Here is a 26,395-nt window from a genome sequence, read left to right on the forward strand (position 1 = left end):
AGCACCGTGCAGACCAACGGCCTGACCAGCTGGAGCACCAGCGGCCGCGGCAACGGGACGTACGGCTACCACGTGCAAGCGTGCAATGTGGGGGGCTGTGGACCGTGGAGTGCGGTGGGGAATACGACGGTATTACTGGTACCACCGGTACCGGCCAGCATCAGCGTACCGGCGAGCAGCAACGGTCCTATCGCCATCAGTTGGGCCGCTAGCCCCACCGCCACGAGCTACGTCCTCTATCAGAGCATCAACGGAGGTGGTTGGACGCAGGCGTACAGCGGCCCGAATACCAGTATCCAGGTTACGGCCACAGTATCGGGGAACTACATCTACTACGTGACTGCGGTCAACGGCAGCGGATGGAGTGGGCAATACACGCCCAGCAACACCGTGGCGGTCACGATCCCGCCGGCCAGCGCGCCGAGCCTGAGTGTGCCGGCCAGCAGCACCAACGGCAGTTACACGGTGAGCTGGGGTGGTGTCAGTGGTGCCACCAGTTACACCTTGCAGGAGCAGGTGAACGGCGGTGGTTGGAGCACGGTGCAGGCCAACGGCAATACGAGCTGGGGCACCAGTGGAAGAGGCAATGGCACGTACGGCTATCACGTGCAGGCGTGCAATGCCGGGGGCTGCGGGCCATGGAGCGGTACCGGCAACGTCAGTGTATTGCTGATACCGGCCACGCCGACGGGCCTCGCGGCGACGCTCTACGCCACCTATTACTCGGACACGCGCCCGCCGAAGACTGTCTACACGCTGACCGGGTCCTGGTCGGGCGTGGCCGGTGCCACGAGCTACAACTTCCAGAATTGCCAGCCAAGCAGCTCCTGCTCCACAACGAACACCGCAGCCACATCCATCCCCGAGTTCACCGTGCAAGGTGCGACCGTCTCGGTCGCCGTACAGGCATGTAACGCGAATGGGTGCTCGGCATGGAGCGCGTCGGTGACCCCGACGACGGTGAACCAGTGAGGACGAGCCCTGTGAAAGCACACATCCTGAAGGTAGTCGCCACGGCCATGCTGTGGATGCTTTGCCACGTAGCACACGCCGGCACGCACCACTACTACTACACCGATCCGCAAGGCACCGTGCTGGCCAAGGCCGATGCCAGCGGCACCATCGTCGCCACCTACGACTACGCGCCGTACGGCACGGCGGTGGCGAGCATGAGCCCGGCGCCGAACGGGCCCGGATATACCGGGCATGTGAACGATCCGGATACCGGGTTGGTGTATATGCAGGCGCGGTATTACGATCCGGCGGTGGGGCGGTTTTTGAGTGTGGATCCAGTTATGCCGACGGCGGGTAGCGGATTCAAATTTAATCGGTACAACTACGGTAATAATAATCCGATTGGAAATACGGACCCCACGGGAAAGGATGATTGTGGCTATCGTTGTATGGAGCGTCGCGCTCAATCGGATAGCTTTATTTTTGGGGGCTCTGGAGAAGATGGCGGAGGTTCTTCCAATTCCCAAAATGGAGAAATATCTAAACCCGCACCACCACATGCGCCAGGCTGCGATGGTAGCGCTGAGTGTGATGAGGTCAAAGGGGCCGGTTATAAAATGATGCAAGACCAGGCGGAGGCAGAGAAAAAGGCCGCCATTTTTGGTGTCAAATTTATCGCGATTAACACCTTCACCGAAGGTCTAGGTAAGTTATTTGGTAGAGTCGTTGAATTCTTACCATTCAAGGGTATAAGTTCGGAAGCTAAAGCAATAGCATCCGGTCACGCTTTTTCAAAGCATGGCGGAGAGTTTGCGGATATTGGGATAAATACAGAGGAGCAGTTTGCAAGGCATATAGAAAGGGTGATGACGAATCCAACAGCGACTAGAGATTTGGAAAGAGGTAGAGTTGCCTATTGGGACGCACAAAGCGGGACGGTAGTAATCCATGATCCAAATTCACTGGATGGTGGTACTGCTTTTATTCCAACTCGTGGGTTGGATTATTTTAACGGTCTTAAATAGTAGAAATATAATGACGAATATAGAGATCAAGTTGTCACGAGACGAACTTGTTACGATATGTAACGCACTTAATGAGGTGTTGGAGTGTATAGACGATTGGGAGTTTGAGACCCGTTTAGGTCGCACAAAAATAGAGGTCGATGAATGTCGTCAAATGCTTTCAGCTAAGTTAGATCAGATGGGTTGAAAGCTTGTGGAACGGGGTCAGGTTCATTTGCCGGCGAATTTTGATGGCGCGCGAGCAGGGCGGTGGGCAGAGCGGGTGCCGGCAAAGCGATGGGTCTTGGCCTCGACCATGGCTGCCGATAAGGGGACGGAGGGAATTAAGCTGAGGGAATAAGCACGGTCTTATTCATCGGATCGTGGCGGTCGACCTCGTGGACGAACCAAGGCGGGCCGGCCAAGGGCTCTTTCGACCATTGCCTGGAATTTGGCATCGCCGAGTGCGCGTTCCTGCTGCAGATGTCGCCGGATCTGGTGCAGATCGTCGTCGCTGACGCCCTGGCGGAGCCATGTGCGATAGGCCTCCGCGCGGACATGCGGATCCACGTCCAGTCCCAGATAGACCGGGTGGGGCGTCACCAGATCGTCTGGTCGTTGATTCAAGTTGGCATGGACGCTTGACCAACGATGTTGCTCGGGCCGCTCGACCATTGCTGCGCGCACAGAATTGAGTTCGATGTAACGGTAGACGGTCAGCAGGTAGCGTTCGCTGTCGATGAGGCATGATTTGAAGCGGCCCTGCCATAGCGTGCCGGAACGGCGATGTCGGTGATCGAACGCCTGGACGTAGCATTGACCGACGTTACGCATGGCGCGAGATAGCGCATCGCGCTCTGGCGAGGTCAGGAGGAGGTGGACATGGTTGCCCATGTGTACGTAGGCGTGAACCTTGATGCCATGCTCGTGCACCGCATCGCGCAGCAGTTCGTAGTAATGCCGGCGATCTTCTTCATCCACAAAGATGGCACAGCGGTTCACTCCGCGTTGGGTGATGTGGAGGGGTGTGCCCAAGAGTTCCAGACGGGTTTGGCGAGGCATGACGGCAGCATTGCACGCACTTATGTGTCAATCCGCAGGTGCGACGATCGGTGCGATGTAGGGCTTCAGCAGGTTTTGACGTGACTTAATTCCATCCGTCCGCTTATCGGACTCAGACGGCTCAATGCGCTACTTCGATTCTTCAACTATGTGCATTGGGCTGCGTGAAAATAATCAATTCCTGATTAACGGCCTTGAGGCCAGAAAAAGTGCAGAGGGTAAATTACTATGCGAAAGATGCTTTCCATAATATTGCTCTTTTTGTTATGCCCATATGTAAGCGCTCATGGGTGTGAAAGGCGAACTATCTCAATTTCCGTTCGAGGTTCGTCAATTATATTCATCGGCACAGATGAGCGTATGCCGAAAGATGGGTGTTTTCGTTTTTCAATAGATGATAAGAGCTCGCATAATCCCGTTAATTTGATTGAAGCTGAGGATCAAATAATCGCTACCATGCCGCACTGGATATACCTAGAGATTAAGGAAAGTAAAGGTGATCATGAGTGTATGGTGCAGGTTAACAAGTTGGACTATTTTGGAGCATTGATAGATTTTTATGTTGAAAAATGGGGAAATTCTGGGATGGATATATCCAAGTTAGGACATTTGAAGGACGGTGCAGGTGAATCGTTTCAAAATCAATTACAGGAGCTAGTTTGCAAAAGAGTAAAGCAGGCACTTGATACTTAAGGTAGTTCTGATCTATTTCCTGCCTCATGCAAAACAAAGTGGAACAGAAACAAAGGGGTCAGAGACATTATTCGATACGGTGAGCTTGGGTGGTGTCAGTGGTGCAAGAAGCTACACCCTGCAGGAGCACCGTTAAGGCCCCGATAAGGGGACGGACCCTTATCGGGCGAATAAAAGTATGGTTGATCATGGTATTTATAAGCAGCTATGAGGAGTAATAAAGTGAAAAGAGTATTTTTCATTATATTTGTAACGCTTTTGCTCTTGATGGGAATCTGCTCAGGGCAAGGAGTTGGTTCGTCGGCCATTAAGCTGACCTTAGTGCGATCTGGAGGCGATCTCGCTATCAAAATTGACAACATCTCCGACAGTTACGTGAGAATTAACAAGACACTTTCAATGGATCCACTTATTGGCGTTATTCACTTTGTGATCAAGGAGAAAGGTCGTGAGAAGGAGCTTCAGAGCACAATTAATGCTGAGCCGCTTAACGAAGATTCGTATCTGGATCTGCACCCAAGTAGTTTCTACGGTGGACACTTCGACCTGAAACTTGTCGAGCAGATGTATGGAGTGGTCAGTCCTTGCTACAGCCTACAAGTTTACTACTTGGATCAGAATGCGAAGGAATTCCGGGCTTTTGATCAGAAGGTCTCTTCGCTTCCAATGAAGATTTGCGCTCGGAAAATTCAAAAAAGCGGATCGAATTAGGAAAGTAAACGCGAAAACAGGGTGGGGCTGGAGAACGGTTCCAGGTTCACTTCCGGATAACGGGCCGGAGGTAATTAAGTAGCGTGCCAAGTCGCTAGAATTGTTCCTGACTCTATTCTTTAATTCTTTGCATTCTTTGCGCGCGGCGGTTGACACCGCCCACGCGCGATAGCAGACTCGCTCGCAAGGAGCCTCGAAACTCCTCTTACAGCGGTACCCACCTCCGTCAAACCGGTGGGTTTTTTGTGCCTGCATCTGTAGGTGCAACCGACGCGAAGCCTGCGTCGGGAGGGCGGCTAATACAACACCCGCAAGGGGAATACGCCCGCCGGCTGTAAGCGGTTTCGAGCCTCCCGACACCCCGTCCGTCGTCATGCCGTGGACGGGCACTTCTATGGAACTTAGGAGGCGACCATGTCGACGTTAGATTCGGATGATCTGGAAACGATGGGCTATTTCCTGCCGGAAGACAGCCAGCTGCGGCTAAAGAAGCTGCGCGAGTATGTGGAGTTCCTGGCCAACCTCGCGCAACCGCGCACGTCGGTCGAGGAAAAGGAGTGCTATGCGGAGATTCGCCCGGGCGAAGTGGCGGTCTGCCTGGAACTGCTGGAGGAGCAGATCGCTCAGGTGCTGAACGAACTCTCCTGGCCGGCCGAGCGTGGCGAAAGGGTGGCAGCATGCGAGGCCGATGCGCACGCGAACGCGAAGGATGACACCGAAGCCGCGGAACCGGATGTCGCCGAGCCGGTCATGGATGAGGCCGGCAATCGCTGCCTCTATGGCGTCACCCTGAATCAGCTCGACGACATCAACCGGCTGCTCGACAGCCTCCGGGCCCATGGCCATGTGGTGACCTGCAGCGATCACGCCGAGTTATCCGATGTCACGCTGTCGATCATGGGCGATGCCATCGTTCGCGATGCGCAGAAGCTGCGCGATATCATCGACGACGTGAATGCGCAGAAGCTGGAGCCGGCGCGCGGCACGCGAACCGGCGTGCGCGAGGAGCGCGCCACCTACCGCGCACTACCCGCGCGTTTGCCCATGGCCGGCACATCGCACCTCGTGCGGCAGCTTCCGACCTACCAGTAGCGAGAGACGGGGGCAGGGCGCGCTTTCCTGCGGCAAACGTCGCAGAAAGCCGGCTCTGCCCTTTTTTACCGGCCGAAATACCTCAGCCAGCCGCCACCTTCACCCCCGATAAGGGGCGTCATTTGCCGCCCTGGTCAATAGGCACACAAAAACCAGGCTCCGATTCGCGTCGGAGAGAATGATGTCCCGTCTTGCCATTGACCATCTGCCGTTGCGTTTCATGCGGCGCCAAGATTGCGCCAGTCACCGTTCTGGTTAGGGCCGCGGTAGCGGCCCTTGCTTCTGCCCAAACACTCATCGGTCATCGCGGAGCCCGTCCAGGTGCGCGTCGTGCGTGGCACAGAGTCTCGAGCTTGAAGCCCTCCTTGAGGGCTCGGTCTGCGTACGGTTCCGCTGTCACACGGGTGCTGATGATCTCGACCTTTCAGAGTGGCTGCTTCGAAGCCAAACCTGTTTCCGGCCCGCGACCATCAATATGATCAGACAAAGGCGCACGTCGGATCGAACGGTTTATTTATACATCCGCCCACATGCGCAGCAGGTTCGCATGCGATTTGCTGACGGCGTCGAAGGTGGCGCTCTTGCCTTCGCGGCTGAAGATCTGCCGCTTGGCGTTGTCCAGGTCCCACAGCAGTTCGCGTTTGCCGGCATCGCGTACCTGGCTCTGCACCCAGATGACGGCGGCATAGCGTGCGCCCCGGGTGACCGGGCTGACGTGATGCAGGGAGTTGGCCGGGTAGGCGATGGCGGATCCCGCATCCAGCTTGAACCCGCAGTCCATGCCATTGGCATCCACGACCAGGTCGCCGCCGTCATAGGTTTTCGGGTCGGACAGGAACACGGTGATCGCGATATCGCTGCGCACCGCGTTGCCAATGCCGCCCATCACGGGAGCGTCGACATGCGGGCCGTAGGTCATGCCGACGTCATAACGGTTGAACAGTGCCTGCGTCGTTGCGGAGGGCAACGTCGCCATCTGCAGCATGGCGCTGCGCAGAAAGGCCGTGCGCACGATTTCCTGCAACTTGGCGTAGCTTTCGGTGCTGATGTCGACCTGCAGGTTCTTCTTGACCTCGCGTGCCGACCAGCCGGCCGTGGTGGCGCCATCGATGAACGGGGCGCCGCGGAGTTCGCTGTGTATCGCGCTGAGTTCCTCGGCGGTCAATACGTTGGGAGCACAGATGATCACGATGATTCCGCCTGGCAGTTCAGTCGTTGGATGAGGAAACCGGTGCGCGGCAAAACCATGGCGATAAGCCGTTCCGGGCGCTCGAATCGTGGAAATCTACCATTGAACGGAGGCCTGGATCACGTTTGTGCGGACGCGAGGAGGAGCAGCACACTCTTGCGTCCGATGCGCCCGAGGAACGTTCAGCCGTCTGTGCGAGAATGCTTCGTTGGCGGGCCGCAGCCTGCGCGCGAATCGGAAGAGGTTGATGGCGATGTTGAAGAGATTGTTGCTGGCGCTGTGCATCGGCGGGGTTTCCCTGAATGCCGGCGCCGCCGAAAGCGGCGCTGCGCCGGTCGTCGATCCGGCGGTTACCCCGGCTGCCGCTCAGATGGTGCAGCAGGCGATCAAGGGACTGTCGGCGAACGTACAGGTCGACTCGATCGAACCGGCGCCGATGGCGGGCTTCTATGAGGTGATCGCCGGCGGTCAGATGATCTACGTCAGCACCGATGGCAAGTACCTGATGCATGGGGAGCTGATCGACCTGGGCAAGCATCAGAACGTCAGCGATGCCGCCTGGAGCCGCTTCCGCAAGGACGCGCTGGCCAAGGTGCCAGCCTCCCAGCGTATCGTGTTTGCTCCGGAGCATCCGAAATACACGGTGACCGTGTTTACCGACGTCAACTGCGGCTTCTGCCGTGCGCTGCATGAGCACGTGGCCGCCTTCAACAAGGCCGGCATTGCGGTGGAATACCTGGCGTGGCCGCGCGAAGGCGTGACGACCACGGCGGGGCGGCCCACGCAGACCTATTCCGAGATGGTTTCGGTGTGGTGCGCCAGCGACCGCAAAGCCGCGTTCACCGCGGCGAAACAAGGCCAGGCACCGAAGGCGGCCAGTTGTACCAATCCGGTCAAGGACGAGTTCGAACTGGGCGTGAGACTTGGCGTCAGCGGCACCCCGACGATCATCGGCCCTGATGGCAGCACCCTGGGCGGCTATGTCACCCCGGAGCAGCTGCTGCAGGCGTTGCAGAAGGGCAGCTGAGGTTTTTCGGGGCGTGCGGCCCCGCGCAACAGGACGGGGCGGGCAAGGGTGGCAGGCTGGAATGAGCGCCGCGCTTATGCCGTATTGCAGCATCGGCTAGAATAGGCGTTTCCTCCGCATAGCAGCCGTTCCCCGCATGATCGCACTCGACGGGCAGAGCGCCCTCTCGCCGTTTCGTCTCGAACGTCTCAACGCCCGCCTGGATGCCTTGCATCGTGGCGTGCGCGTGCAGGCGTCGTGGTTCGTCTATTTCATCGACGCCGACATCGCACCGGAAGGTGCGTTGCGCCATCGGCTATTGAGCGTGCTGGAAGCGAAGGACGCGGAGCCCGAAGCGGCCACGCTGTGGGTGGTACCGCGACTGGGCACGATCTCGCCGTGGTCGAGCAAGGCCACCGACATCCTGCACGGCGCCGGTTTCGACGTGCCCGGCTTCAATCTGCGCAGGGTCGAACGCGGCCTGGCCTGGCAGGTCGCTGGCTTGCCGCCGGCCGAGGCGCCGGATCACACGGCCATCATGGCGGTGCTGCATGACGCGATGACGCAGTCCGTGCTGGAACGCATCGAAGACGCCCAAGGCCTGTTCCTGGCCGGCTCGCCCGGCGATCTGGTGCATGTCGCGCTCGGCGCCGATCCGCAGGCGGCGCTGGCCGAGGCGAATGTACGGCTGGGCCTGGCGCTGGCCGACGACGAGATCGAATATCTGGTCGCGCGCTACACCGAACTGGGCCGTGACCCGACCGATGCCGAACTCTTCATGTTCGCCCAGGCGAACTCGGAGCATTGCCGGCACAAGGTGTTCAACGCCAGCTGGACGGTCGATGGCGCGGAGCAGGACAAGAGCCTGTTCGGCATGATCAAGCACACCCACCAGCATTCGCCGGCGCATACGCTGTCCGCCTATTCGGACAATGCCGCGGTGATCGAGGGCAGTGTCGGCAGGCGTTTCTTCGCCGATCCCGCCGATGGCGTGTGGCGCGGTCACGAGGAACGCATCGACTACGCGATCAAGGTGGAGACGCACAACCATCCCACCGCGATCGCGCCGTGGCCCGGTGCGGCTACCGGCGCCGGCGGCGAGATCCGCGACGAGGGCGCGACCGGTCGCGGTGGCAAGCCGAAGGCCGGCCTCACCGGTTTCTCGGTATCCGATCTGCGCATTCCCGGCCATCCGCAGCCGTGGGAAGTGGAGCGCCCGCTGCCGCCGCGCATGGCCAGCGCATTCGAGATCATGCGCGATGGCCCGCTCGGCGCCGCCGCGTTCAACAACGAATTCGGCCGGCCGTGCCTGGGCGGCTATTTCCGCAGCTACGAGCACGAGACCGGCGAAGCCGGCCTGCGCCGCGGCTACGACAAGCCGATCATGCTTGCCGGTGGCCTGGCCAACCTGCGCGCCGGCCATGTGCTGAAGCGGGCGGTGCAGCCCGGCAACAAGGTGATCGTGCTGGGCGGTCCCGCGATGCTGATCGGACTCGGCGGCGGCGCCGCCTCGTCGGTCGCGTCGGGCGCATCGAGCGAGGAGCTGGACTTCGCCTCGGTGCAGCGCGACAACGCCGAGATGGAGCGGCGCTGTCAGGAAGTGATCGACGCCTGCTGCGCGCGCGGCGAAAACAATCCTATCGTCAGCGTGCATGACGTCGGTGCCGGCGGCTTGTCCAACGCGATTCCCGAACTGCTCAACGACGCCGGCGTCGGCGGCCGGATCGATCTGGCCAAGCTGCCTTGCGACGATCCCTCCTTGTCACCGATGCAGGTGTGGAGCAACGAATCGCAGGAGCGCTACGTGTTGGCGATCGGTCCGGAGAATCTGGCCGAGTTCGAGGCGATGTGCGTACGCGAGCGCTGCCCGTATGCGGTGGTCGGCGACGCCACGGTCGAGCGCCAGCTGGTGCTCACCGATCCCCGCCGCGGGCTGACCGTGATCGATCTGCCGATGGACGTGCTGTTCGGCAAGCCGCCGCGCATGCATCGCAACGCGAAACGCATCAAGCCGCGCGTCGACCTGCTGCCGGACCTGTCCGGCATCGGCATGAACGAGGCGCTGCTGCGCGTGCTGCGCCTGCCTACCGTGGGCAGCAAGAGTTTCCTGATCACGATCGGTGACCGCACCGTCGGCGGCCTCAATCATCGCGATCCGATGGTCGGTCCCTGGCAGGTGCCGGTGGCGGATTGCGCGGTGACCATCGCCGACTTCGACGGCTACGGCGGCGAAGCGATGGCGATGGCCGAGCGCGCGCCGGTGGCATTGCTTAACAGCGCCGATGCCGCGCGGTTGGCGGTCGGCGAGGCGATCACCAATCTGGCTGCCGCGGCGATCGACAATCTCGGTGAAATTCGCCTGTCGGCGAATTGGATGGCGGCGGTGAATCATCCGGGCGAGGACGCTGCGCTGTTCGATGCGGTGCAGGCGATCGGCATGGAGCTGTGCCCGCAGCTGGACATCTCGATCCCGGTCGGCAAGGACTCGCTGTCGATGCAGACCGTGTGGCAGGACGGCGATACGCCGCAGCGCACGGTATCGCCGGTGTCGCTGGTGATCACCGGCTTTGCCCGCGTCAGCGACGTACGCCGCACGCTCACGCCGCAGCTCAAGCTCGATCGCGGCAATTCCGAACTGTGGCTGGTCGATCTGGGTGCCGGACGCGATCGCCTCGGCGGTTCCGCGCTGGCCCAGGTGTTCAACCGCAGCGGCGGCGTGCCGCCGGATCTGGACGACGCGAAGCGACTGAAGGCGCTGTTCGAACTGGTCCAGGAGGCCAATGCGAACGGCCTGCTGCTGGCCTATCACGACCGCTCCGACGGCGGCGTCATCACCACCTTGCTGGAAATGGCATTCGCCGGTCACTGCGGCCTGGAGATCCAGCTCAACGGCTGGGCCGAGGCGACGCTGCGCGCGCTGTTCAACGAGGAACTCGGCGCGGTGATGCAGGTGGCCGAGGCGAACCGCGAAGCGTTCGAGGCGTTGCTGATCAAATACAACCTGGCCGGCATCAGCTATCGCATCGGTCGGCCGAAGGAGAAGCTCGGCATCAAGCTGTTCCTCGGCGCCGACACCTTGTTCAAGTGGAACTGGCGCACGCTGTTCGAGGCGTGGAATGAAACCAGCCACGCCATGCAGCGCCTGCGTGACAATCCGCAAAGCGCGGATGCCGAACGCGAATGGCGGCTCGACGATGCCGATCCGGGCATCACGCCGAAGCTCAGCTTCAATCCGGCCGATGACGTGGCGGCGGCGCTCATCGGCAGCGGCGCGCGTCCACGTATCGCGATCCTGCGCGAGCAGGGCGTCAACGGCCAGGTCGAGATGTCGGCCGCGTTCACCCGGGCCGGTTTCGACGCGGTCGATGTGCATATGTCCGATCTGGCCAGCGGCCGGATCAAGCTGGCCGATTTCCGGGGCTTCGCGGCCTGTGGCGGTTTCTCCTACGGCGACGTGCTCGGTGCCGGTCGCGGCTGGGCCACGTCGATCCTGTACAACGAAATGCTGCGCGCGCAGTTCGCCGAGTTCTTCACCGACCCGACGAAGTTCGCGCTTGGCGTATGCAACGGCTGCCAGATGCTGGCGCAGCTGAAGGAGATCATCCCCGGCGCGCAGCACTGGCCGAAGTTTCTGCGCAACGCGTCGGAGCAGTACGAGTCGCGGCTGGTCACGCTGGAGATCCTCGATTCGCCGAGCCTGTTCTTCAAGGGCATGACCGGTTCGCGGATTCCGGTGGCGGTGGCGCACGGCGAAGGCCGGGTCAGCTTTCCGCAGGCGTGCAGCCCGTCGAAATCGAACGGTGCGGCGCGCTTTGTCGACAACCGCGGCAAGCCGACCGAGAACTTCCCGCTCAACACCAACGGCTCGCCCGGTGGCCTGGCCGGCTTCACCGCCGCCGACGGCCGCGTGACCATCATGATGCCGCACCCCGAGCGCGTGTTCCGCAGCGTGCAGCTGAGCTGGCATCCGGAAAAGTGGGGCGAGGATTCACCGTGGATGCGCATGTTCCGCAATGCGCGCGTGTGGTGCGGCTGATCGCGCATCGCGTGAAACGCGTCTGAGCCATGGCCGCCTCGCGCTGGCCTGGCTGGAATGTCGTGCTGCCGGCGCTGGCCTGGACGGTGTTGCTCGGGCTGCTGCCGTGGTGGCTGGGTCTGCCGCTGCTGTTCGCGCTGGCCGCTGCGGTGCTGCTGCTGCAGCATCGACTGGCCGGCGAACATGCCACGTTGATACGGCGCGGACTGCGCTGGGGGCTGCCGGGCGTGCTGTTCGCCGTGCAGCGAACCCTGGGTGGCGACGCGTTCGCGTGGGGTGCGGCCTTGCTCGGTGCGTTGACCGGCTATACGTTGCTGGCCGGACTGGAGGCATGGCTGGATCGGAGCCGGCGACATGGGAGCTGGCGTCGCGATCCGACCGCCGCGGCGTCCGCCGAATGGCGCGAGCTGGCGATGGCGCCGATCGGTCCGCCCGCGGAAATCATCGAGCTGCAGTTGCCGGCCTGGCAATCGGCGGAGACGGGGCTGCTCGATCCGCTCGCCCATCGCGTGGAATATCGCGGCGACGGTTTCGTGTTCTCCGACGGCAGCAGGATCGACGGTGCCGGACCGCAAGCGGCGTTCAGCCCGGCGGGACGCTGGTTCGGGGCGCGCATGCCCAACGGTCGCGGCATCGTGCTGTGGGATCGCGAACGCCATCAACAGCATCGCCTGCGCGGCTGGCAATTGTGCGGCTGGTATCGCGAGGAGCCGTGGCTGAGCCGGCGCGAGGGCGACATGCCGCTGGCGTTGCCTGCCGTGCTGGGTCGGGACGATGAGGACTGAGCACGAATCGTCATCCCTGCACGACCATCGCGATTATTTCGCGGCGAGCGGTTTTCCCGTCGCGCATCTCCGCGCATAATCGCGCGGTGGATACTTCGGCAAAACATCGATCGCCGTTCTCGCTGGCGCTCAGCGTGATCGTGGTGTCCGCCGACAGCGGCCCGGCATTGCGCGAATGCGTGCGCAGCGTGCTGGCCAGCACGTTGTCGCTGGAGCTGATCCTGGTCGACAACGCCTCGAATGACGGCATGCCGCCGGCGATCGAGCGCGCATACGAACACGATCCGCGGCTCAAGGTGATCTACAACCACAGGAACCTCGGGTTTGGCCCGGCGGTGAATCTGGCCGCGAAGCAGGCCCATGGCCATGCGCTGCTGATACTCAACCCGGATTGCATGCTGCGCGACGACGACCTGGGCCGATTGCTGGCCGTGCTGGCCGGCCATCCGAAGGCCGGCTTGGTCGGCGCGGTGGTGTGCCATGCCGACGGCCGTGCCGACCCAGCCTCATGGCGGCGCGATCCGCTGCTGCGGCGCTCGCTCAACAGCTTGCTCGGCCGGTCCGGCGAGAAGGTCAATGTGGAGCAGGAGATCCCCGCCGAGGTAGTGGAAGCGGAAGCGGTGTCCGGCGCGGTGATGTTGTTGCCACGCGCGATGTTCCAGCGCCTCGGCGGTTTCGACGAAGATTATTTCCTGCACTGCGAGGATCTGGATCTGTGCCGCCGCGTGCGCGAGCTCGGCTACAAGGTGCTGCTGGCCGGCGATGTCCGCGTGCTGCACGGCAAGGGCAGTTCCAGCCGGCATCGTCCGGTGTTCGTCAGTCGCTACAAGCATCGCGGCATGTGGCGCTGGTTCCGCAAGCACGATCCGGCTGCACGCAACCCGCTGGTGGCTGCCGCGGTGTGGCTGGGCATCTGGGCGCACTTCCTGTTGCAGATTCCCGGGCAGCTGTTGCGGCGGTTGCTGCGTCGATGACCGCTTCGCGACGGATCACCGCGCTGGCGACGCTCGGTCTGCTGGCGATGACCGCGGTATGGGGCTCGACCTTCGTGCTGATCAAGGACGTGGTCGCGCGCATGCCGGTGGCGGATTTCCTGGCCGTGCGTTTCGCCATCGCCGCGCTGGCGATGCTGGCGCTGTTCGCCCGGCCGGTATGGCGCCTTGGCCGCAAGCAAGTCATGCGAGGCCTGCTGCTCGGCGGGGTCTATGGGATAGGGCAGCTGCTGCAGACCTGGGGGCTGTCGTTGATCGCACCCAGCGTCAGCGGCTTCGCTACCGGCATGTATGTGGTGTTCACGCCGATCCTGGCGATGCTGCTGTTGCGCCAGCGCATGGCTGGCGTGGTGTGGCTGGCGGTACTGCTTTCCACCGCCGGGCTGGCGCTGCTGTCGCTCAACGGCGTCTCGGTGGATCTCGGCGTCTGGCTGACGCTGGCCTCGGCTGCGCTGTACGCGCTGCACATCGTCGGGCTCGGTCAATGGTCGCGTCAGGGCGAGGCGTTCGGCATGTCGGCGGTGCAGATGGTGGCGATCGCCGTGGTCTGCCTGCTCGCCACCGCGCCGCAGGGGCCGGTGCTGCCGCCCGATCGCAGCGCCTGGTTCGCCGTGCTGTACATGGCGCTGATCGCCGGTGCCGGGGCGATGCTGATGCAGACCTGGGCGCAGTCGCATCTGCCGGCCGCCCGCGCGGCCATCGTGATGACGACCGAGCCGGTCTTCGCCGCTGCGTTCGCGGTGGCGCTGGGCAGCGACGTGCTGAGCTGGCGCATGCTGTTCGGTGGCGGCCTCATCCTGGCCGCGATGTACCTGGTCGAACTGATGCCGCGGCGTGGAGACATCACCGGCGAGCTGCCGACCGAGGCCGTGCACCACGAGGTGTGATCGGTTTCAGCCAGAGCTGCGCGGCTGCAGCGCCACGCGTATCAGATAGACGATGATCGCCACGTTGCCGACCAGGGTGGCCAGCTTGAGCCAGCCGAAGTGGTACAGCGTTTCATACAGCTCCAGCGGGATCAGCGAGCCGGTGGCGATCACCGTGAACCATTCCGCCCAGCGCTTGCCCAGCCACAGGCCGATCCCCTCGATACCGAAGATCACCGCATAGGCCAGCGCCACGATGCCGATCGCGACGAACTTGCTCGGGCCCATCTCCTGCAGAAGATTGACCAGCTTCCAGCGCAGGCCGTTGCTGTCGGCCAGCGAGAGATGCCCCAGCCAGTGCACCAGCTGTTCGAAGTTCTGGGTACGGTCCAGATGAAACGCCGCGATCGCCACCAGGATCAGGCCGACCGTCTTGACCGCCTCATAGATCGCGATGACACGCAGGCCTACGCCGTGACGTGTTTCGGGTGGAGGGATCAGTTTCATGAGGGGAATGCCGGGGTGGCGAGCATGCTGAGCGATCACGGGGGAGTGCGGCATTGTGGCTGCCGGAGGCTGATTGGTCGAGGGACATCCGGCATCCCCCGATGGCGCCGGCGATCGGTACGCGGATTCCCTGGGAGGGGCTGCAGCCGCGATGGCTTTCCGGGTTGGAGCTATTGGAGCCATCGCGGCTGCAGCCGCTCCTGCAACAACGAAGCCGCCGTTTCAGCAGCAGCGCCCGCCCGTGCCCTTGTAGCGCGCCTCCTGCCGTTCGCGAAAGAACTCCTTGTAGCTGGGCACTTCGCGTTCGGGATGATGCTCGTGCAGATGTTTCACGTAGGCATCGTAGTCGGGTACGCCGCAGCAGAGGCGGGCGGTTTGCACCGCCCACTTCCAGCTCGATTCAAGCGCCTGCATCGGCTTGTTCATGGCGGCCTCCTCAGCTGGCGACGCTGCTCAGCGCCACGTACGGTTCTTCGTGCGCGGTCGGGTGATTGGTTTGCCATGCGCGGATCAGCGCGCGCAGCGAGAAACCGAGCATCACCACGATCAGCAGCATGAACAGTCCGGTGAGCGCCATGTCGACATAGTTGTTGGTGACGATCTGCTGCATCGCGGCCGGTGTCTTGGCGGGCGCCAGCAACTTGCCGTTCTGCATCGCCTGCGCATATTTCTGCGCGGCGGCGGTGAAGCTGATCGGGCCGCTGAGCTTTTCCCAGCCCGCGGTGAGCGTACACACGATCAGCCAGATCGCCGGAACGCCCGGCACCAGCACGTAGCGCTCGCGTTTCAGCTTCACCACCACCACGGTGGCCAGCATCAGGGCGATCGCGGCAAGCATCTGGTTGGCGATGCCGAACAGCGGCCACAACGTGTTGATGCCGCCGAGCGGATCGACCGCGCCCTGATACAGGAAGTAGCCCCACAAGCCCACGCAGATCGCCGTGGCCAGCAGGTTGCCGGTCCACGACTCGGTGGCCTGCAGCGGCTTGTACATCAGTCCGGCAATCTCCTGGATCATGAAGCGGCCCACGCGGGTGCCGGCATCGACCGTGGTGAGGATGAACAGTGCTTCGAACAGGATCGCGTAGTGGTACCAGAACGCCATCATGCCGCCACCGGGGATGATGTTGTGCAGCAGCTGCGCCATGCCCACGGCCAGGGTCGGCGCGCCGCCGGCGCGGCCGAGGATGCTGGATTCGCCGATGTTCTTCGCAGTCTGCAGCAACTCGTCCGGCGTCACGACGAAACCCCACTGGCTGATCGCGGTGGCGGCGTCCTGCACGGTGCTGCCGACGATGGCAGCCGGCGAATTCATCGCGAAGTACACGCCCGGGTGCAGCGAGGCGGCGGCGATCAGCGCCATGATCGCCACGAACGCCTCCATCAGCATGCCGCCGTAGCCGACCAGCCGTGCCTGGCCTTCGTTGGCGAGCAGCTTGGGTGTGGTGCCGGAGGCGATGATCGAATGCCAGCCGGAGACCGCGCCGCAGGCGATGGTGATGAACAGGAACGGGAACAGGTTGCCGGCGAACACCGGCCCGGTGCCGTCGATGAACTTGGTCACGGCAGGCATCTGCAGCGTCGGCGCGGCGAGGAAGATCGCCAGCGCCAGCAGCGCGATGGTGCCGATCTTGAGGAAGGTGGACAGGTAGTCGCGCGGCGCCAGCAGCAACCATACCGGCAGCACCGAAGCGCAGAAGCCATAGGCGATCAGCAGCCACGCCAGGGCTTTCGCGTCGAAGTCGAACAGCGGTGCCAGCGAGGCCGAATCGGCCACGGTCTTGCCGAACCAGATCGAGGCCAATAGAAGCACCAGGCCGATCAGCGACACCTCCAGAATCCTGCCCGGGCGGAACACGCGCAGGTACAAGCCCATCAGCAGTGCGATCGGAATCGTGGCGGCCACGGTGAAGGTGCCCCAGGGACTGTGCGTGAGCGCCTTGACCACGACCAGCGCCAGCACCGCCAGCACGATCATCATCAGCACCAGCACGCCGAACATCGCCACCACGCCTGCGACCGGCCCCAGCTCCTCGCGCAACATGTGGCCGAGCGAGCGGCCGTCGCGGCGCAGCGAAAGCCCGAGAATCATGAAGTCCTGCACCGCGCCGGCGAACACCACGCCGAACAGGATCCACAGCGTGCCCGGCAGATAGCCCATCTGCGCGGCCAGCACCGGGCCGACCAGCGGGCCGGCACCGGCGATCGCGGCGAAATGATGGCCGAACACCACCCACTTGTCGGTGGGCACATAGTCGAGGCCGTCGTTGCGCAGCACCGAGGGCGGCGCGCGGGTGGGGTCCAGTTTCAGCACCGAGTGCTCGATGAACTTGCCGTAGAAGCGATAGCCGATCACGAAGATGGAAATCGCGGCGGCGACCAGCCAGATCGCATTGATCGGTTCGCCGCGGCGCAGCGCGACCACGCTCAGACAGAACGCGCCGACGATGGCGATGGCAACCCACAGGATCTTTGCTGCAGGACTCGGCTTGGGGGTGACGGCTTGCATGAGTGGCTCTCCTCGGCAATAGCGCAAGAGTCGTCCTGTCGGCGGCGGGGGTCAATGCCAAACCGGGTCTGCCGGCATTAGCCTTTGGTCGAATGGCGCGGTGCGGGCGGGTGGCACCGGCGATTTGCGGCGGAGGTACACTGACCGCTCTGCTGACCACCAAGGAGTTTCTCATGCGTATTCCGGTTCGCCACGGCCTGTTGGGTCTTGCTCTCGCTGTGGCCACGCTGCCGGTGGTCGCCGCTGGCTCCGCTCAGTTCAAGGACCTGTTGAACAAGGCCAAGTCGTCGATGCACGGTTCGAACTCCTCGCTGGGCAGCAACCTGCCTGACAGCGATATCGCCTCCGGCCTCAAGGAGGCACTGGCCAAGGGCACCACCAACGCCATCAACAGTCTCGGTCGCGACGGCGGTTTCTGGAACAACAGCAAGGTGCGTATTCCGCTGCCCGGAAAACTCGAACAAGCCGGCAAGCTGGCGAAGCAACTGGGGCAGGGCGCCAAGGTCGACGCGTTCGAGCAGAGCATGAATCGTGCGGCGGAGAAGGCGGTGCCGCAGGTCGCGCAGATATTCGGTGACGCGATCCGCAAGATGACGCTCAGCGACGCACGCGGCATCCTTACAGGCGGCGATCACGCGGCCACCGATTTCTTCCGGCGCGTGGCCGGCGACGCGCTGACCGCGCGCATCCATCCGATCGTGGCCAACGCCACCGACAGTGTCGGGGTCACCCAGAAGTACAAGGCATTCACCTCAGGCAGCGGTGGCGGTGCACTGGGTGGCGCGCTGGGTTCGCTGGGTTCGCTGGGTGGCCTCAAATCGAACAAGGGCGGCAGCGCGCTGGATCTGGACGACTACGTGACGGCGAAGACGCTGGACGGCCTGTTCACCGAGATCGGCGATCAGGAACAGTCGATCCGCCACAATCCCGGCGCGCGCACCACCGATCTGCTGAAGAAGGTGTTCGGCGGCTGAACCCGCTCGCGGGTTCGACCCATCGGTACGAGGTTTTGCCCGGTGCCTTGTCGTTGAAGCGTCGACCAGCGCGCCTTGCATTGGGATCGCATCGGCCACAATTCGTCAGGTAAAGGCATTCCACCATGAGGCCCACATGATCCGCGAAATCCTGAAGATGGGCGATCCGCGCCTGCTGCGCATCGCCCCCTTGGTGCCCGCCGCGATGTTGGGCAGCGCGGAACTGGACGCGTTGATCGCCGACATGTTCGACACCATGCATGACGCCGGGGGCGTCGGTCTTGCCGCGCCGCAGATCGGCGTCGACCTGCAGCTGGTGATCTTCGGCTTCGACAGCAACGAGCGTTATCCCGACGCGCCGGCAGTGCCGCGCACCGTCCTGCTCAACCCGGTGATCACGCCGCTGTCGCAGGATATGGAAGAAGGCTGGGAAGGCTGCCTGTCGGTGCCGGGCCTGCGCGGTTCGGTGAGCCGTTACTCGCTGATCCGCTACGAAGGCATCGACCCGCAGGGCGTGCGCATCGAGCGTACTGCCGAAGGCTTCCATGCCCGCGTGGTGCAACACGAATGCGATCACCTGATCGGACGGCTGTATCCCAGCCGCATTACCGATTTCAGCAAGTTCGGCTACACCGACGTGCTGTTTCCGGGGCAGGACATCGGAGACGACTGATGCGCGCGATATGGCAAGGCGTGGTGCTGGCGCAGAGTGACGACACCGTAGTGGTCGAGGGCAATCATTACTTTCCCGCCGATTCGCTTTGCCGTGAGTACTTCCGTCCCAGCGACCACCACAGCGTTTGTCCATGGAAAGGCACGGCCAGTTACTACGATGTCATCGTAGGCGGCAACGTCAATGCGCAGGCCGCCTGGTATTACCCGGAACCGAAAGAGGCCGCCGCGCAGATCAAGGGACGCGTGGCGTTCTGGCGAGGCGTTGACGTGCGGGACTGATCGCCGCGGTTGCTGCTCGCTCAACACTCGCGGATGATGCGGCACGCCCGACAGAAGGTCTTCACCGATATGCCGCCAGCGGTATCAACCATCCAGACGGAAATCCGCTCCGACGCCACCGCCCGCAATCCCGGCATCGACCTGCTGCGCGGACTGGCGATCGTGCTGGTGGTGCTCAACCATATCGGCCTGCGCATCCCACTGAAAAAAACCGTGCTGGCCGATGTGCTGCCGACGTGGTTGCTGAGCCGGCTGAACTACAACGGCTACGAAGCGGTGTTCGTGTTCTTCGTGATCTCGGGATTCCTTATCGCAGGCAACGCATTGCGCCGCTGGGGCAGTCTGGAACCGCGCGTTCTATGCGCGGCGTTTCGCCCGCATCGTGCCGTGCCTGCTGGCGCTGGTGGCCGTACTCAGCGTGCTGCATCTGCTGGCGGTGCCGGACTACACGATCACCCGCGCGGGCCAGTCGCTGCCGCGCGCGATCATCGCGGCGCTTGGCCTGCACCTGAACTGGTACGAGGGACAGACCGGCTATCTACCGGGCAATTGGGACGTACTGTGGTCGCTGTCGATCGAGGAGGTGTTCTACCTCGGTTTCCCGCTGGTGTGCCTGCTCACGCGACGGCTCTGGATATTGGTGCCGATGCTGCTGTTGCTCGCGCTGTCCATGCCGTGGACCCATGCCGCTTTGAGCGGCAACGAGATATGGCAGGAAAAGGCTTATCTGCCGGGCATGGCGGCGATCGCCGTCGGCGTGCTCGGCGCCTTGTTGGCGTCGCGCTGGACGCCGCCGCGCCGCACGGTCAACCTGCTGAGCTGGCTCGGGGCGCTTGGGCTGGTGGCGGTCATGCTGGACGGCGCCGCGTTGTGGCATTCGCTGCGTGACGGCTATCTGCTGGTGCTGACTGTGTCGACGCTGTGCCTGCTGCTTGCCAGCCGGCAACGGCCATCACTTGGCCATGGGCAGCCCATGCGCGGACTGGGCTGGCTGCGCTCGTGGGGACGCCTGAGCTACGAGATCTACCTCAGCCACATGTTCGTGGTGTTTGCGGTGGTGCGGCTGTTCCGACTCAGCGGCGCCGATTACCGATGGGGCTTGCTGTGGTATCTGCTGGCGCTGCCATCGTGCTGGCTGCTGGGCGCCGCGGTGGAGCGGTGGCTGTCGACGCCATGCGAGCGCTGGCTGCGTCGCCAGCTGACAACGCCGGCGCGCGCCGAACCGACGGCATTGCATCAAACAACCGCTGAACTCCCGGTAGCGTAAGCTGCACGAGGGCGGCTATCCGCCCGGGAGAAGTTCGGTGAAGAAAGAAGATGAAACGCACATGCAGATTGTTTCTGCGGATATCAGTTCGGAATCGCTCACCGGCATGGTGATTTTCCGGCCGCATTGCGTATCGCGTGCGGGTCGCAACCTGTCCGAAACCAAGACGGGAAACTGGTACGCCCTGCGGCCGGCCGAAGTGCGCAGCTTTGCGCGCGCATTGCTGGATGCGGCCGACGCGCTGGACCTGAAGGCGAAGATGCTGCAGGCGGCGAAGATGGCCGCAGGCTGACAATCTGTTCGCGCCCGGCTGGCGCATCATGCGTTCAGCCGTGCCGGTACCGATTGATCGTGTCACGCAGTTCCTGCGTGGCGGTACGTGCGGCCTCGGCAAAATTCTCGCCGTTGCCGGCATACAGAATCGCTCGCGAGGAGCTGATCAGCAGGCCACTGCCGTTGCTGTTGCGACCGTTGCGCACGACCGCCTCGACATCGCCGCCCTGAGCGCCGATGCCGGGCACCAGCAACGGCATCTCGCCGACCAGTGCGCGCACTTCGCCCAGTTGTTCGGGCCAGGTCGCGCCGGTGACCAGCGCACAGTTGCCATGGGTGTTCCAGTCGCGCGCGATGATCTGCGCCACGTGCTGGTACAGCGGCTTGCCACCCACGTCGAGATCCTGCAGGTCGGCGGCGCCCGGGTTGGAGGTGTGGCACAGCAGGATCACGCCCTTGTCGGCGCGATCGAGGAACGGTTGCACCGAGTCGCGACCGAGATAGGGGTTCAGCGTCACGGCATCCGCGCCGTAGCGATCGAAGGCTTCGGTGACGTAATGCTGCGCGGTGCTGCCGATGTCGCCGCGCTTGGCGTCGAGGATCACCGGCACGCCGGGATGTTGCTGGTGGATATGTGCGATCAGGCGTTCCAGCGCGTCTTCCGCGCGCAGCGCGGCGAAGTGCGCGATCTGCGGCTTGAACGTGCAAACCAGATCGGCGGTGGCGTCGACGATCGCGCGGCAGAATTCAAACACCGCATCCGGCTTGCCGCGCAGATGAGCGGGGAATTTAGCCGGTTCCGGATCGAGGCCGACGCAGACCAGCGAGTCGTTGCGGGCCCAGGCTTGCTGCAGTGACTGCATGAAATGCATCGGTGTCTCCGGTTGAGAAGTGAGCGAAGAGGAGTGAGGAGTGAGAGAAAGCCGGTTCGCCCATGCCTTCCTCTCTTTTCTCACTTCTCCCCACTCACTCCTGCTTTCAGGCCAGCTTCTTGTACTTCACCCGGTGCGGCTTCGCGCCTTCCTCGCCGAGGCGGCGCTTCTTGTCGGCCTCGTACTCGTTGTAGTTGCCGGGGAAGAACTCGACGTGCGAATCGCCTTCGAACGCGATGATGTGGGTCGCGACGCGGTCGAGGAACCAGCGGTCATGCGAGATCACCATCACGCAGCCGGGGAATTCCAGCATCGCGTCTTCCAGTGCGCGCAGCGTCTCCACGTCCAGATCGTTGGACGGCTCATCGAGCAGCAGCACGTTGCCGCCCTGCATCAAGGTCTTGGCCAGATGCAGACGGCCGCGCTCACCACCGGACAGGCTGCCCACCAGCTTCTGCTGGTCGGTGCCCTTGAAGTTGAAACGGCCGATGTACGCGCGCGACTGCAGTTCGTAGCGGCCGATGGTGATGATGTCGGCGCCGCCGGAAACTTCCTGCCACACGTTCTTCTTCGGATCGAGGTTGTCGCGCGACTGGTCGACATAGGCCAGCTGCACGGTATGGCCGCGCTTCACTTCGCCCTCGTCCGGCTGCTCGACACCGGTGATCAGCTTCATCAAGGTGGATTTGCCGGCGCCGTTCGGTCCGATCACGCCCACGATCGCGCCCGGCGGCATCTTGAACGACAGATCGTCGATAAGCAGGCGGTCGCCGAACGACTTGCTGACGTTCTTGAACTCGATCACTTCCTGGCCCAGCCGCTCGCCCGGCGGGATATACAGTTCGTTGGTCTCGTTGCGCTTCTGGTACTCGACCGAGTTCAGTTCCTCGAAGCGGTTGATGCGCGCCTTGCCCTTGGACTGGCGGCCCTTGGCGGCCGAACGCACCCACTCCAGCTCGCGTGCGAGTGCTTTCTGGCGGCCCTTCTCGGCGGCCTCTTCGCGAGCCAGGCGCTCGCCCTTCTGCTCCAGCCACTCGGTGTAATTGCCCTTCCACGGAATGCCGCGGCCGCGATCGAGCTCGAGAATCCACTCGGCCGCGTTGTCGAGGAAGTAGCGGTCATGGGTGACCGCGACGACGGTGCCCGGATAGTCGTGCAGGAACTGCTCCAGCCAGTCGACGGATTCGGCGTCCAGATGGTTGGTCGGTTCGTCCAGCAGCAGCATGTCCGGCTTGGACAGCAGCAGGCGGCACAGCGCCACGCGGCGCTTCTCGCCACCGGACAATGGACCGATCTTGGCGTCCCACGGCGGCAGGCGCAGCGCGTCGGCGGCCACTTCGAGCTGCCGCTCCAGCGCGTGCGCATCGTTGGCGGCGAGCAGGTTTTCCAGCTTCTGCTGCTCCGTGGCGAGCTTGTCGAAGTCGGCGCCTTCCTCGGCGTACGCGGCATAGATCTCATCGAGACGCTTCTGCGCATCGAGGATCTCGGCCACGCCTTCCTCGACCACTTCGCGCACGGTCTTTTCGGGATCCAGATGCGGCTCCTGCGCCAGGTAGCCGATCTTGGTGCCGGGCTGCGCGCGTGCCTCGCCCTGGAAGTCGGTATCCACGCCGGCCATGATCTTCAGCACGGTGGACTTGCCCGCGCCGTTGACGCCGAGCAGGCCGATCTTGGCGCCCGGGAAGAAGGACAGCGAGATGTCCTTGATGATCTGGCGTTTGGGCGGGACGATCTTGCTGACCCCGTTCATGGTGTAGATGTATTGCGAACTCATGGAGCCTCCGAAGGCGTGCGTCGCGCCGCCTGATGAGGCTGGCACTGGAAAGGCAATTCGCCAAACCGCGCATTATAGCGGCTGCGCAAGGCGCCGGTGCTGTGGCCTTCAGTCCGGGCGCACGGTCTTGCGGCGCGTTCCGGACGCAACTGCGGGCATCTGGCCTGCCGGAGCGGGGGCGGCCGCCAGGCCAGTCAGCAGCAGGTCGAGCAGCTGCGCAAACGCGGCGTCCTCGCCTGGGTCGGCCCACAGGTGCGCCATGCCGGGGTAGTGGAAGCGCGAAGTGGCGTCGAAAATCGCTTTTGCGGTGGCGGCAGGGTCGACCTGGCGAAAGTCGCCGCTCTTGATACCGGCGGCGACGATGGTCGCCAACTGTTGCATCAGGTGATCGACGTGCTCGCCGATCACTTCGCGCGCATCGGCGGCCAGCGCGCTATAGGTGGCGAACAGTTCCGGGTCGCCCAGCACCTTGTCGCGCTTTGCTTCGCGCAGCGCGCTGAGCCAGTTGCGCAACCGCGTCGGCGGCGAGGAGCGCGCGGCCGTGATGGCCCGCAGCGGCGCCATCATCCGTTCGAGCCAGACCCGCAGCACGGCATCGCGCAGCGCCGCCTTGCTGGCGAAATGGCGATACACGCTGCCATGGCTGACGCCAAGCGCCTGCGCCACGTCGACCACGGTCGCCTTGCCTGGCCCGTAACGGCGAAGCACATCCTCGGCGGCGGCGAGGATGCGTTCGGGAGTGAGTACGGAGTCGTTCATGCCGCCGATTCAACCACGCCATACCCGGCGCTGACGAGTTCATCGGCCACGTAGCCCAACGGGATGCGGCCCAACACGTGCTCTGTGGTGCCGCCCGCGAAGGCGACCCAGCCGCTGTTGATGCCGTCCAGCATGGTGATGCGCGGGGCGGTACGATCGGCTGGCATGCCTTCGCTGCGGAAGCGGGCCGCCCATTGCTCACGTGGTACCGCCGTCACCTCGACATCTTGCTCGAGCACCGCGGCCAGTGCCTGGGCCATGTCCAGCGGGCTGTAGCGCCGAGGGCCTTCCACTTCGATCACGCGGCGGCCGAACCACGTTTCCATCAGCGTCCATGCGATGGTGCGGCCGATGTCGTCGGTGGCGACCATCGGTATCGCACGATCGAGCGGGTGCAGGTAGCTGGCGAGGCGGCCCTCGTCCTGGGCCAGCGCCACGTCCCGATGGATGTTCTCCATGAACCACGCGGCACGGACATGGGCGCGCGGCAGGGGCAGCGCGTCGAGTGCGTTTTCCAGCAAGTGCAGCTGGGTGATCAGGCCCAACCCATGGCTGTGTTGGGCGCCGATGGACGAGAGTGCGACCACTTTTGGCGGCTGCGCCTGTCGAAGTGCGGCGGCCAGTGTCTGCAGCAGTGCGCGTGCTTCGGCGAAATCCGGGCTGGGCGCGAAGTTGGCCGGCAGCATGACGAACACGCCGTCGACGCCGCTGAACGCGGCGGCCAATGCTTTTGCATCAGACCATTCGGCGATGGCGATGTCGGCGCCACGTGCGGCCCAGGACGCCGCCTTTGCCTTATCGCGCACGATGGCGCGAACGCGCTGGCCGTTGTCCAGCAGATGCCTGGCCGCAGCGCCGCCGACCTGGCCGGTTATGCCCATGATGGCGTACATGTGGTTTTCCTCGGGTGAGAGTCGGGGAGGGGCGATGGGATTCAGCGCGCGTCGCGTTCGCTGTCGAGCATCGCCATCTGTTGTGCGGCGTAGCGATCGCCTGCCGCCGCGCCCGGCGGTACGGCGCGTTCGATGGCGGCGAGGTCGTCGGCGGTCAGCGTGACGTCCAGGGCTGCCAGCGCTTCGCTCAGTCGCTCCGGCGTACGGGCGCCGACCAGCGGCACGATGTCGTCGCCGCGCGCGAGCACCCAGGCGATCGCCAGCTGCGCCACGCTGACCCCGCGTGCTTCGGCGAGCTGGCGCAGCAACTCGACCAGGGCCAGGTTGCGTTCGAGGTTGTCGCCCTGGAAGCGTGGGCTGTGCTGGCGGAAGTCGCGTGCGTCGCCGCCGCGATCCTTCGCCCAGTGGCCGCTGATCAGCCCACGCGAAAGCACACCGTAGGCGGTGATGGCGATGCCCAGCTCGCGGCAAGCCGGCAGGATCGCATCCTCGATGCCGCGCGAGATCAGCGAGTATTCGATCTGCAGGTCGGCGACCGGCAGCACGCCGTGCGCGCGGCGAATCGTCTCCACGCCCACTTCGGACAGGCCGAGTTGGCGCACATAGCCGGCCTGGACGAGTTCGGCGATCGCGCCGACGGTGTCTTCGATCGGCACGTTCGGGTCCAGCCGGGCGGGGCGGTAGACGTCGATATAGTCGGTGCGCAGGCGCTTCAGCGAATAGGCCAGCGCGGTCTTGAGCGCCGCTGGACGTGCGTCGTAGCCCAGCCAGGCGCCGTCCGGGCCACGCTGCGCGCCGAACTTCACACTGAGCTGGTAGCTCGCGCGCGGACGCCCGGCCAGCGCCTCGCCCAGCAGCAGTTCGTTGTCGCCCATGCCGTAGAAGTCGCCGGTGTCGAGCAGGGTCACTCCGGCATCCAGCGCGGCATGCACGGTGGCGATGCCCGTATTGCGGTCGGCCTTGCCATAGAGATCGGACATGCCCATGCAGCCGAGGCCTAGGGCGGAAACTTGCGGGCCGTTATGACCAAGAATTCGACGTTTCATCGTGGAAGGTCCCGTGGGGTGATGGGCGAGAAGTATGATGTATTGAATGACAGATTTCAAATATTGTCATTTTAGTAATTAAATGCGGACTGGCGAGTGCCCGCCTATTGCCCTGCCGTCGCACGGCCCCTGCCACATGGGCGGTCGATCTTCGGCTGTCATCCGGCAAAGGGGTCG

Annotated in this window: 24 protein-coding genes and 2 pseudogenes; 16 read left to right on the forward strand and 10 right to left on the reverse strand. The window is 63.5% G+C overall.

Features of this window, described 5'->3' with window-relative positions:
* Positions 1–972, forward strand: a pseudogene (locus tag BUA26_RS20475) (RHS repeat protein); the annotation flags it as partial.
* A gap of 11 nt (positions 973–983) precedes the next feature.
* On the forward strand, positions 984–1,979 hold the full coding sequence (locus BUA26_RS14680) for an RHS repeat domain-containing protein (protein ID WP_178368608.1): 996 nt from the start codon (positions 984–986) through the stop codon (positions 1,977–1,979).
* 348 nt (positions 1,980–2,327) lie between these two features.
* Here BUA26_RS14680 and BUA26_RS14685 read toward each other — a convergent pair whose 3' ends face one another.
* Positions 2,328–3,020 (reverse strand): transposase, encoded by a 693-nt coding sequence (locus BUA26_RS14685; protein WP_072761639.1) that lies wholly within the window; start codon positions 3,018–3,020, stop codon positions 2,328–2,330.
* Between the two features lie 228 nt (positions 3,021–3,248).
* On the opposite strand from BUA26_RS14685, the gene BUA26_RS20250 reads away from it, so the two are divergent.
* From BUA26_RS20250 to BUA26_RS14695, 3 genes are all read left to right on the forward strand, one after another.
* Positions 3,249–3,713, forward strand: coding sequence for a hypothetical protein (locus tag BUA26_RS20250; RefSeq protein WP_143154301.1), 465 nt, complete (start codon positions 3,249–3,251; stop codon positions 3,711–3,713).
* Between the two features lie 222 nt (positions 3,714–3,935).
* Positions 3,936–4,424 carry a hypothetical protein gene (locus BUA26_RS14690; protein ID WP_143154302.1) on the forward strand — a complete coding sequence of 163 codons (489 nt, stop codon included), beginning with the start codon at positions 3,936–3,938 and terminating at the stop codon, positions 4,422–4,424.
* A 447-nt stretch (positions 4,425–4,871) separates the two neighbouring features.
* Positions 4,872–5,516, forward strand: coding sequence for an XAC0095 family protein (locus BUA26_RS14695; protein WP_255368376.1), 645 nt, complete (start codon positions 4,872–4,874; stop codon positions 5,514–5,516).
* Positions 5,517–6,030: 514 nt separating this feature from the next.
* Here the strand turns inward: BUA26_RS14695 and BUA26_RS14700 are convergent.
* Entirely contained in the window at positions 6,031–6,705 is a 675-nt protein-coding gene (locus BUA26_RS14700; protein ID WP_072761642.1) for a Fe2+-dependent dioxygenase, read from the reverse strand.
* A 256-nt stretch (positions 6,706–6,961) separates the two neighbouring features.
* Here BUA26_RS14700 and BUA26_RS14705 point away from each other — a divergent pair, with 256 nt between their 5' ends.
* From BUA26_RS14705 to BUA26_RS14725, 5 genes are all read left to right on the forward strand, one after another.
* Positions 6,962–7,732 carry a DsbC family protein gene (locus tag BUA26_RS14705; protein ID WP_178368613.1) on the forward strand — a complete coding sequence of 257 codons (771 nt, stop codon included), beginning with the start codon at positions 6,962–6,964 and terminating at the stop codon, positions 7,730–7,732.
* Positions 7,733–7,868: 136 nt separating this feature from the next.
* Positions 7,869–11,747, forward strand: coding sequence for a phosphoribosylformylglycinamidine synthase (gene purL, locus BUA26_RS14710; protein WP_072761643.1), 3,879 nt, complete (start codon positions 7,869–7,871; stop codon positions 11,745–11,747).
* Positions 11,748–11,776: 29 nt separating this feature from the next.
* The gene (locus tag BUA26_RS14715; protein ID WP_072761644.1) at positions 11,777–12,532 is read left to right on the forward strand and encodes a hypothetical protein; all 756 of its coding nucleotides are present in this window, start codon (positions 11,777–11,779) and stop codon (positions 12,530–12,532) included.
* 86 nt (positions 12,533–12,618) lie between these two features.
* Positions 12,619–13,506: a glycosyltransferase family 2 protein gene (locus BUA26_RS14720; RefSeq protein WP_072761645.1), complete on the forward strand. Its 888-nt coding sequence runs from the start codon at positions 12,619–12,621 to the stop codon at positions 13,504–13,506.
* Entirely contained in the window at positions 13,503–14,411 is a 909-nt protein-coding gene (locus BUA26_RS14725; RefSeq protein WP_072761646.1) for a DMT family transporter, read from the forward strand. The genes BUA26_RS14720 and BUA26_RS14725 overlap by 4 nt, the downstream gene beginning before the upstream one ends.
* A gap of 6 nt (positions 14,412–14,417) precedes the next feature.
* Here the strand turns inward: BUA26_RS14725 and BUA26_RS14730 are convergent, their stop codons facing one another.
* The 3 genes from BUA26_RS14730 to BUA26_RS14740 form a co-directional block, all read right to left on the reverse strand.
* Entirely contained in the window at positions 14,418–14,897 is a 480-nt protein-coding gene (locus tag BUA26_RS14730; protein WP_072761647.1) for a DUF2127 domain-containing protein, read from the reverse strand.
* A gap of 222 nt (positions 14,898–15,119) precedes the next feature.
* Positions 15,120–15,323, reverse strand: coding sequence for a YbdD/YjiX family protein (locus tag BUA26_RS14735; protein ID WP_072761648.1), 204 nt, complete (start codon positions 15,321–15,323; stop codon positions 15,120–15,122).
* Between the two features lie 10 nt (positions 15,324–15,333).
* Positions 15,334–17,406: a carbon starvation CstA family protein gene (locus BUA26_RS14740; protein ID WP_072761649.1), complete on the reverse strand. Its 2,073-nt coding sequence runs from the start codon at positions 17,404–17,406 to the stop codon at positions 15,334–15,336.
* A 173-nt stretch (positions 17,407–17,579) separates the two neighbouring features.
* Here BUA26_RS14740 and BUA26_RS14745 point away from each other — a divergent pair, with 173 nt between their 5' ends.
* The 6 genes and pseudogenes from BUA26_RS14745 to BUA26_RS14765 all read left to right on the forward strand — a co-directional run bounded on the left by BUA26_RS14745 (position 17,580) and on the right by BUA26_RS14765 (position 20,893).
* Positions 17,580–18,380 (forward strand): DUF4197 domain-containing protein, encoded by an 801-nt coding sequence (locus tag BUA26_RS14745; protein ID WP_072761953.1) that lies wholly within the window; start codon positions 17,580–17,582, stop codon positions 18,378–18,380.
* A gap of 136 nt (positions 18,381–18,516) precedes the next feature.
* On the forward strand, positions 18,517–19,053 hold the full coding sequence (gene def, locus BUA26_RS14750) for a peptide deformylase (RefSeq protein ID WP_072761650.1): 537 nt from the start codon (positions 18,517–18,519) through the stop codon (positions 19,051–19,053).
* The gene (locus BUA26_RS14755) at positions 19,053–19,334 is read left to right on the forward strand and encodes a DUF427 domain-containing protein (protein WP_072761651.1); all 282 of its coding nucleotides are present in this window, start codon (positions 19,053–19,055) and stop codon (positions 19,332–19,334) included. The genes def and BUA26_RS14755 overlap by 1 nt, the downstream gene beginning before the upstream one ends.
* 69 nt (positions 19,335–19,403) lie before the next feature.
* Positions 19,404–19,610: pseudogene (locus BUA26_RS20755) on the forward strand (hypothetical protein); the annotation flags it as partial.
* 106 nt (positions 19,611–19,716) lie between these two features.
* Positions 19,717–20,601, forward strand: coding sequence for an acyltransferase family protein (locus BUA26_RS14760; protein WP_255368377.1), 885 nt, complete (start codon positions 19,717–19,719; stop codon positions 20,599–20,601).
* Between the two features lie 61 nt (positions 20,602–20,662).
* On the forward strand, positions 20,663–20,893 hold the full coding sequence (locus BUA26_RS14765) for a hypothetical protein (protein ID WP_072761954.1): 231 nt from the start codon (positions 20,663–20,665) through the stop codon (positions 20,891–20,893).
* Positions 20,894–20,927: 34 nt separating this feature from the next.
* Here BUA26_RS14765 and pyrF read toward each other — a convergent pair whose 3' ends face one another.
* The 5 genes from pyrF to BUA26_RS14790 form a co-directional block, all read right to left on the reverse strand.
* Entirely contained in the window at positions 20,928–21,746 is an 819-nt protein-coding gene (gene pyrF / locus BUA26_RS14770) for an orotidine-5'-phosphate decarboxylase (protein ID WP_072761652.1), read from the reverse strand.
* A gap of 106 nt (positions 21,747–21,852) precedes the next feature.
* Complete coding sequence (ettA, locus tag BUA26_RS14775; RefSeq protein ID WP_072761653.1) at positions 21,853–23,520, reverse strand: energy-dependent translational throttle protein EttA; 1,668 nt, start codon at positions 23,518–23,520, stop codon at positions 21,853–21,855.
* A gap of 108 nt (positions 23,521–23,628) precedes the next feature.
* Positions 23,629–24,279: a TetR/AcrR family transcriptional regulator gene (locus BUA26_RS14780; RefSeq protein WP_072761654.1), complete on the reverse strand. Its 651-nt coding sequence runs from the start codon at positions 24,277–24,279 to the stop codon at positions 23,629–23,631.
* On the reverse strand, positions 24,276–25,172 hold the full coding sequence (locus BUA26_RS14785; protein ID WP_072761655.1) for an NmrA family NAD(P)-binding protein: 897 nt from the start codon (positions 25,170–25,172) through the stop codon (positions 24,276–24,278). The genes BUA26_RS14780 and BUA26_RS14785 overlap by 4 nt, the downstream gene beginning before the upstream one ends.
* Positions 25,173–25,213: 41 nt before the next feature.
* Positions 25,214–26,218: an aldo/keto reductase gene (locus BUA26_RS14790; protein ID WP_072761656.1), complete on the reverse strand. Its 1,005-nt coding sequence runs from the start codon at positions 26,216–26,218 to the stop codon at positions 25,214–25,216.
* Positions 26,219–26,395 lie beyond the last annotated feature (177 nt).

It is taken from the genome of Rhodanobacter sp. OK091, assembly GCF_900142825.1.
In the GTDB taxonomy this organism is placed as follows: domain Bacteria; phylum Pseudomonadota; class Gammaproteobacteria; order Xanthomonadales; family Rhodanobacteraceae; genus Rhodanobacter.

Coding starts and splice junctions, on each gene's coding strand:
- BUA26_RS14685 (WP_072761639.1), bottom strand. CDS start 3,020: ATGCCTCGCCAAACCCGTCTGGAACTCTTGGGCACACCCCTCCACATC.
- BUA26_RS20250 (WP_143154301.1), top strand. CDS start 3,249: ATGCGAAAGATGCTTTCCATAATATTGCTCTTTTTGTTATGCCCATAT.
- BUA26_RS14695 (WP_255368376.1), top strand. CDS start 4,872: ATGGGCTATTTCCTGCCGGAAGACAGCCAGCTGCGGCTAAAGAAGCTG.
- purL (WP_072761643.1), top strand. CDS start 7,869: ATGATCGCACTCGACGGGCAGAGCGCCCTCTCGCCGTTTCGTCTCGAA.
- BUA26_RS14715 (WP_072761644.1), top strand. CDS start 11,777: ATGGCCGCCTCGCGCTGGCCTGGCTGGAATGTCGTGCTGCCGGCGCTG.
- BUA26_RS14725 (WP_072761646.1), top strand. CDS start 13,503: ATGACCGCTTCGCGACGGATCACCGCGCTGGCGACGCTCGGTCTGCTG.
- BUA26_RS14730 (WP_072761647.1), bottom strand. CDS start 14,897: ATGAAACTGATCCCTCCACCCGAAACACGTCACGGCGTAGGCCTGCGT.
- BUA26_RS14735 (WP_072761648.1), bottom strand. CDS start 15,323: ATGAACAAGCCGATGCAGGCGCTTGAATCGAGCTGGAAGTGGGCGGTG.
- BUA26_RS14740 (WP_072761649.1), bottom strand. CDS start 17,406: ATGCAAGCCGTCACCCCCAAGCCGAGTCCTGCAGCAAAGATCCTGTGG.
- BUA26_RS14745 (WP_072761953.1), top strand. CDS start 17,580: ATGCGTATTCCGGTTCGCCACGGCCTGTTGGGTCTTGCTCTCGCTGTG.
- def (WP_072761650.1), top strand. CDS start 18,517: ATGATCCGCGAAATCCTGAAGATGGGCGATCCGCGCCTGCTGCGCATC.
- BUA26_RS14755 (WP_072761651.1), top strand. CDS start 19,053: ATGCGCGCGATATGGCAAGGCGTGGTGCTGGCGCAGAGTGACGACACC.
- BUA26_RS14765 (WP_072761954.1), top strand. CDS start 20,663: ATGCAGATTGTTTCTGCGGATATCAGTTCGGAATCGCTCACCGGCATG.
- pyrF (WP_072761652.1), bottom strand. CDS start 21,746: ATGCATTTCATGCAGTCACTGCAGCAAGCCTGGGCCCGCAACGACTCG.
- ettA (WP_072761653.1), bottom strand. CDS start 23,520: ATGAGTTCGCAATACATCTACACCATGAACGGGGTCAGCAAGATCGTC.
- BUA26_RS14780 (WP_072761654.1), bottom strand. CDS start 24,279: ATGAACGACTCCGTACTCACTCCCGAACGCATCCTCGCCGCCGCCGAG.
- BUA26_RS14785 (WP_072761655.1), bottom strand. CDS start 25,172: ATGTACGCCATCATGGGCATAACCGGCCAGGTCGGCGGCGCTGCGGCC.
- BUA26_RS14790 (WP_072761656.1), bottom strand. CDS start 26,218: ATGAAACGTCGAATTCTTGGTCATAACGGCCCGCAAGTTTCCGCCCTA.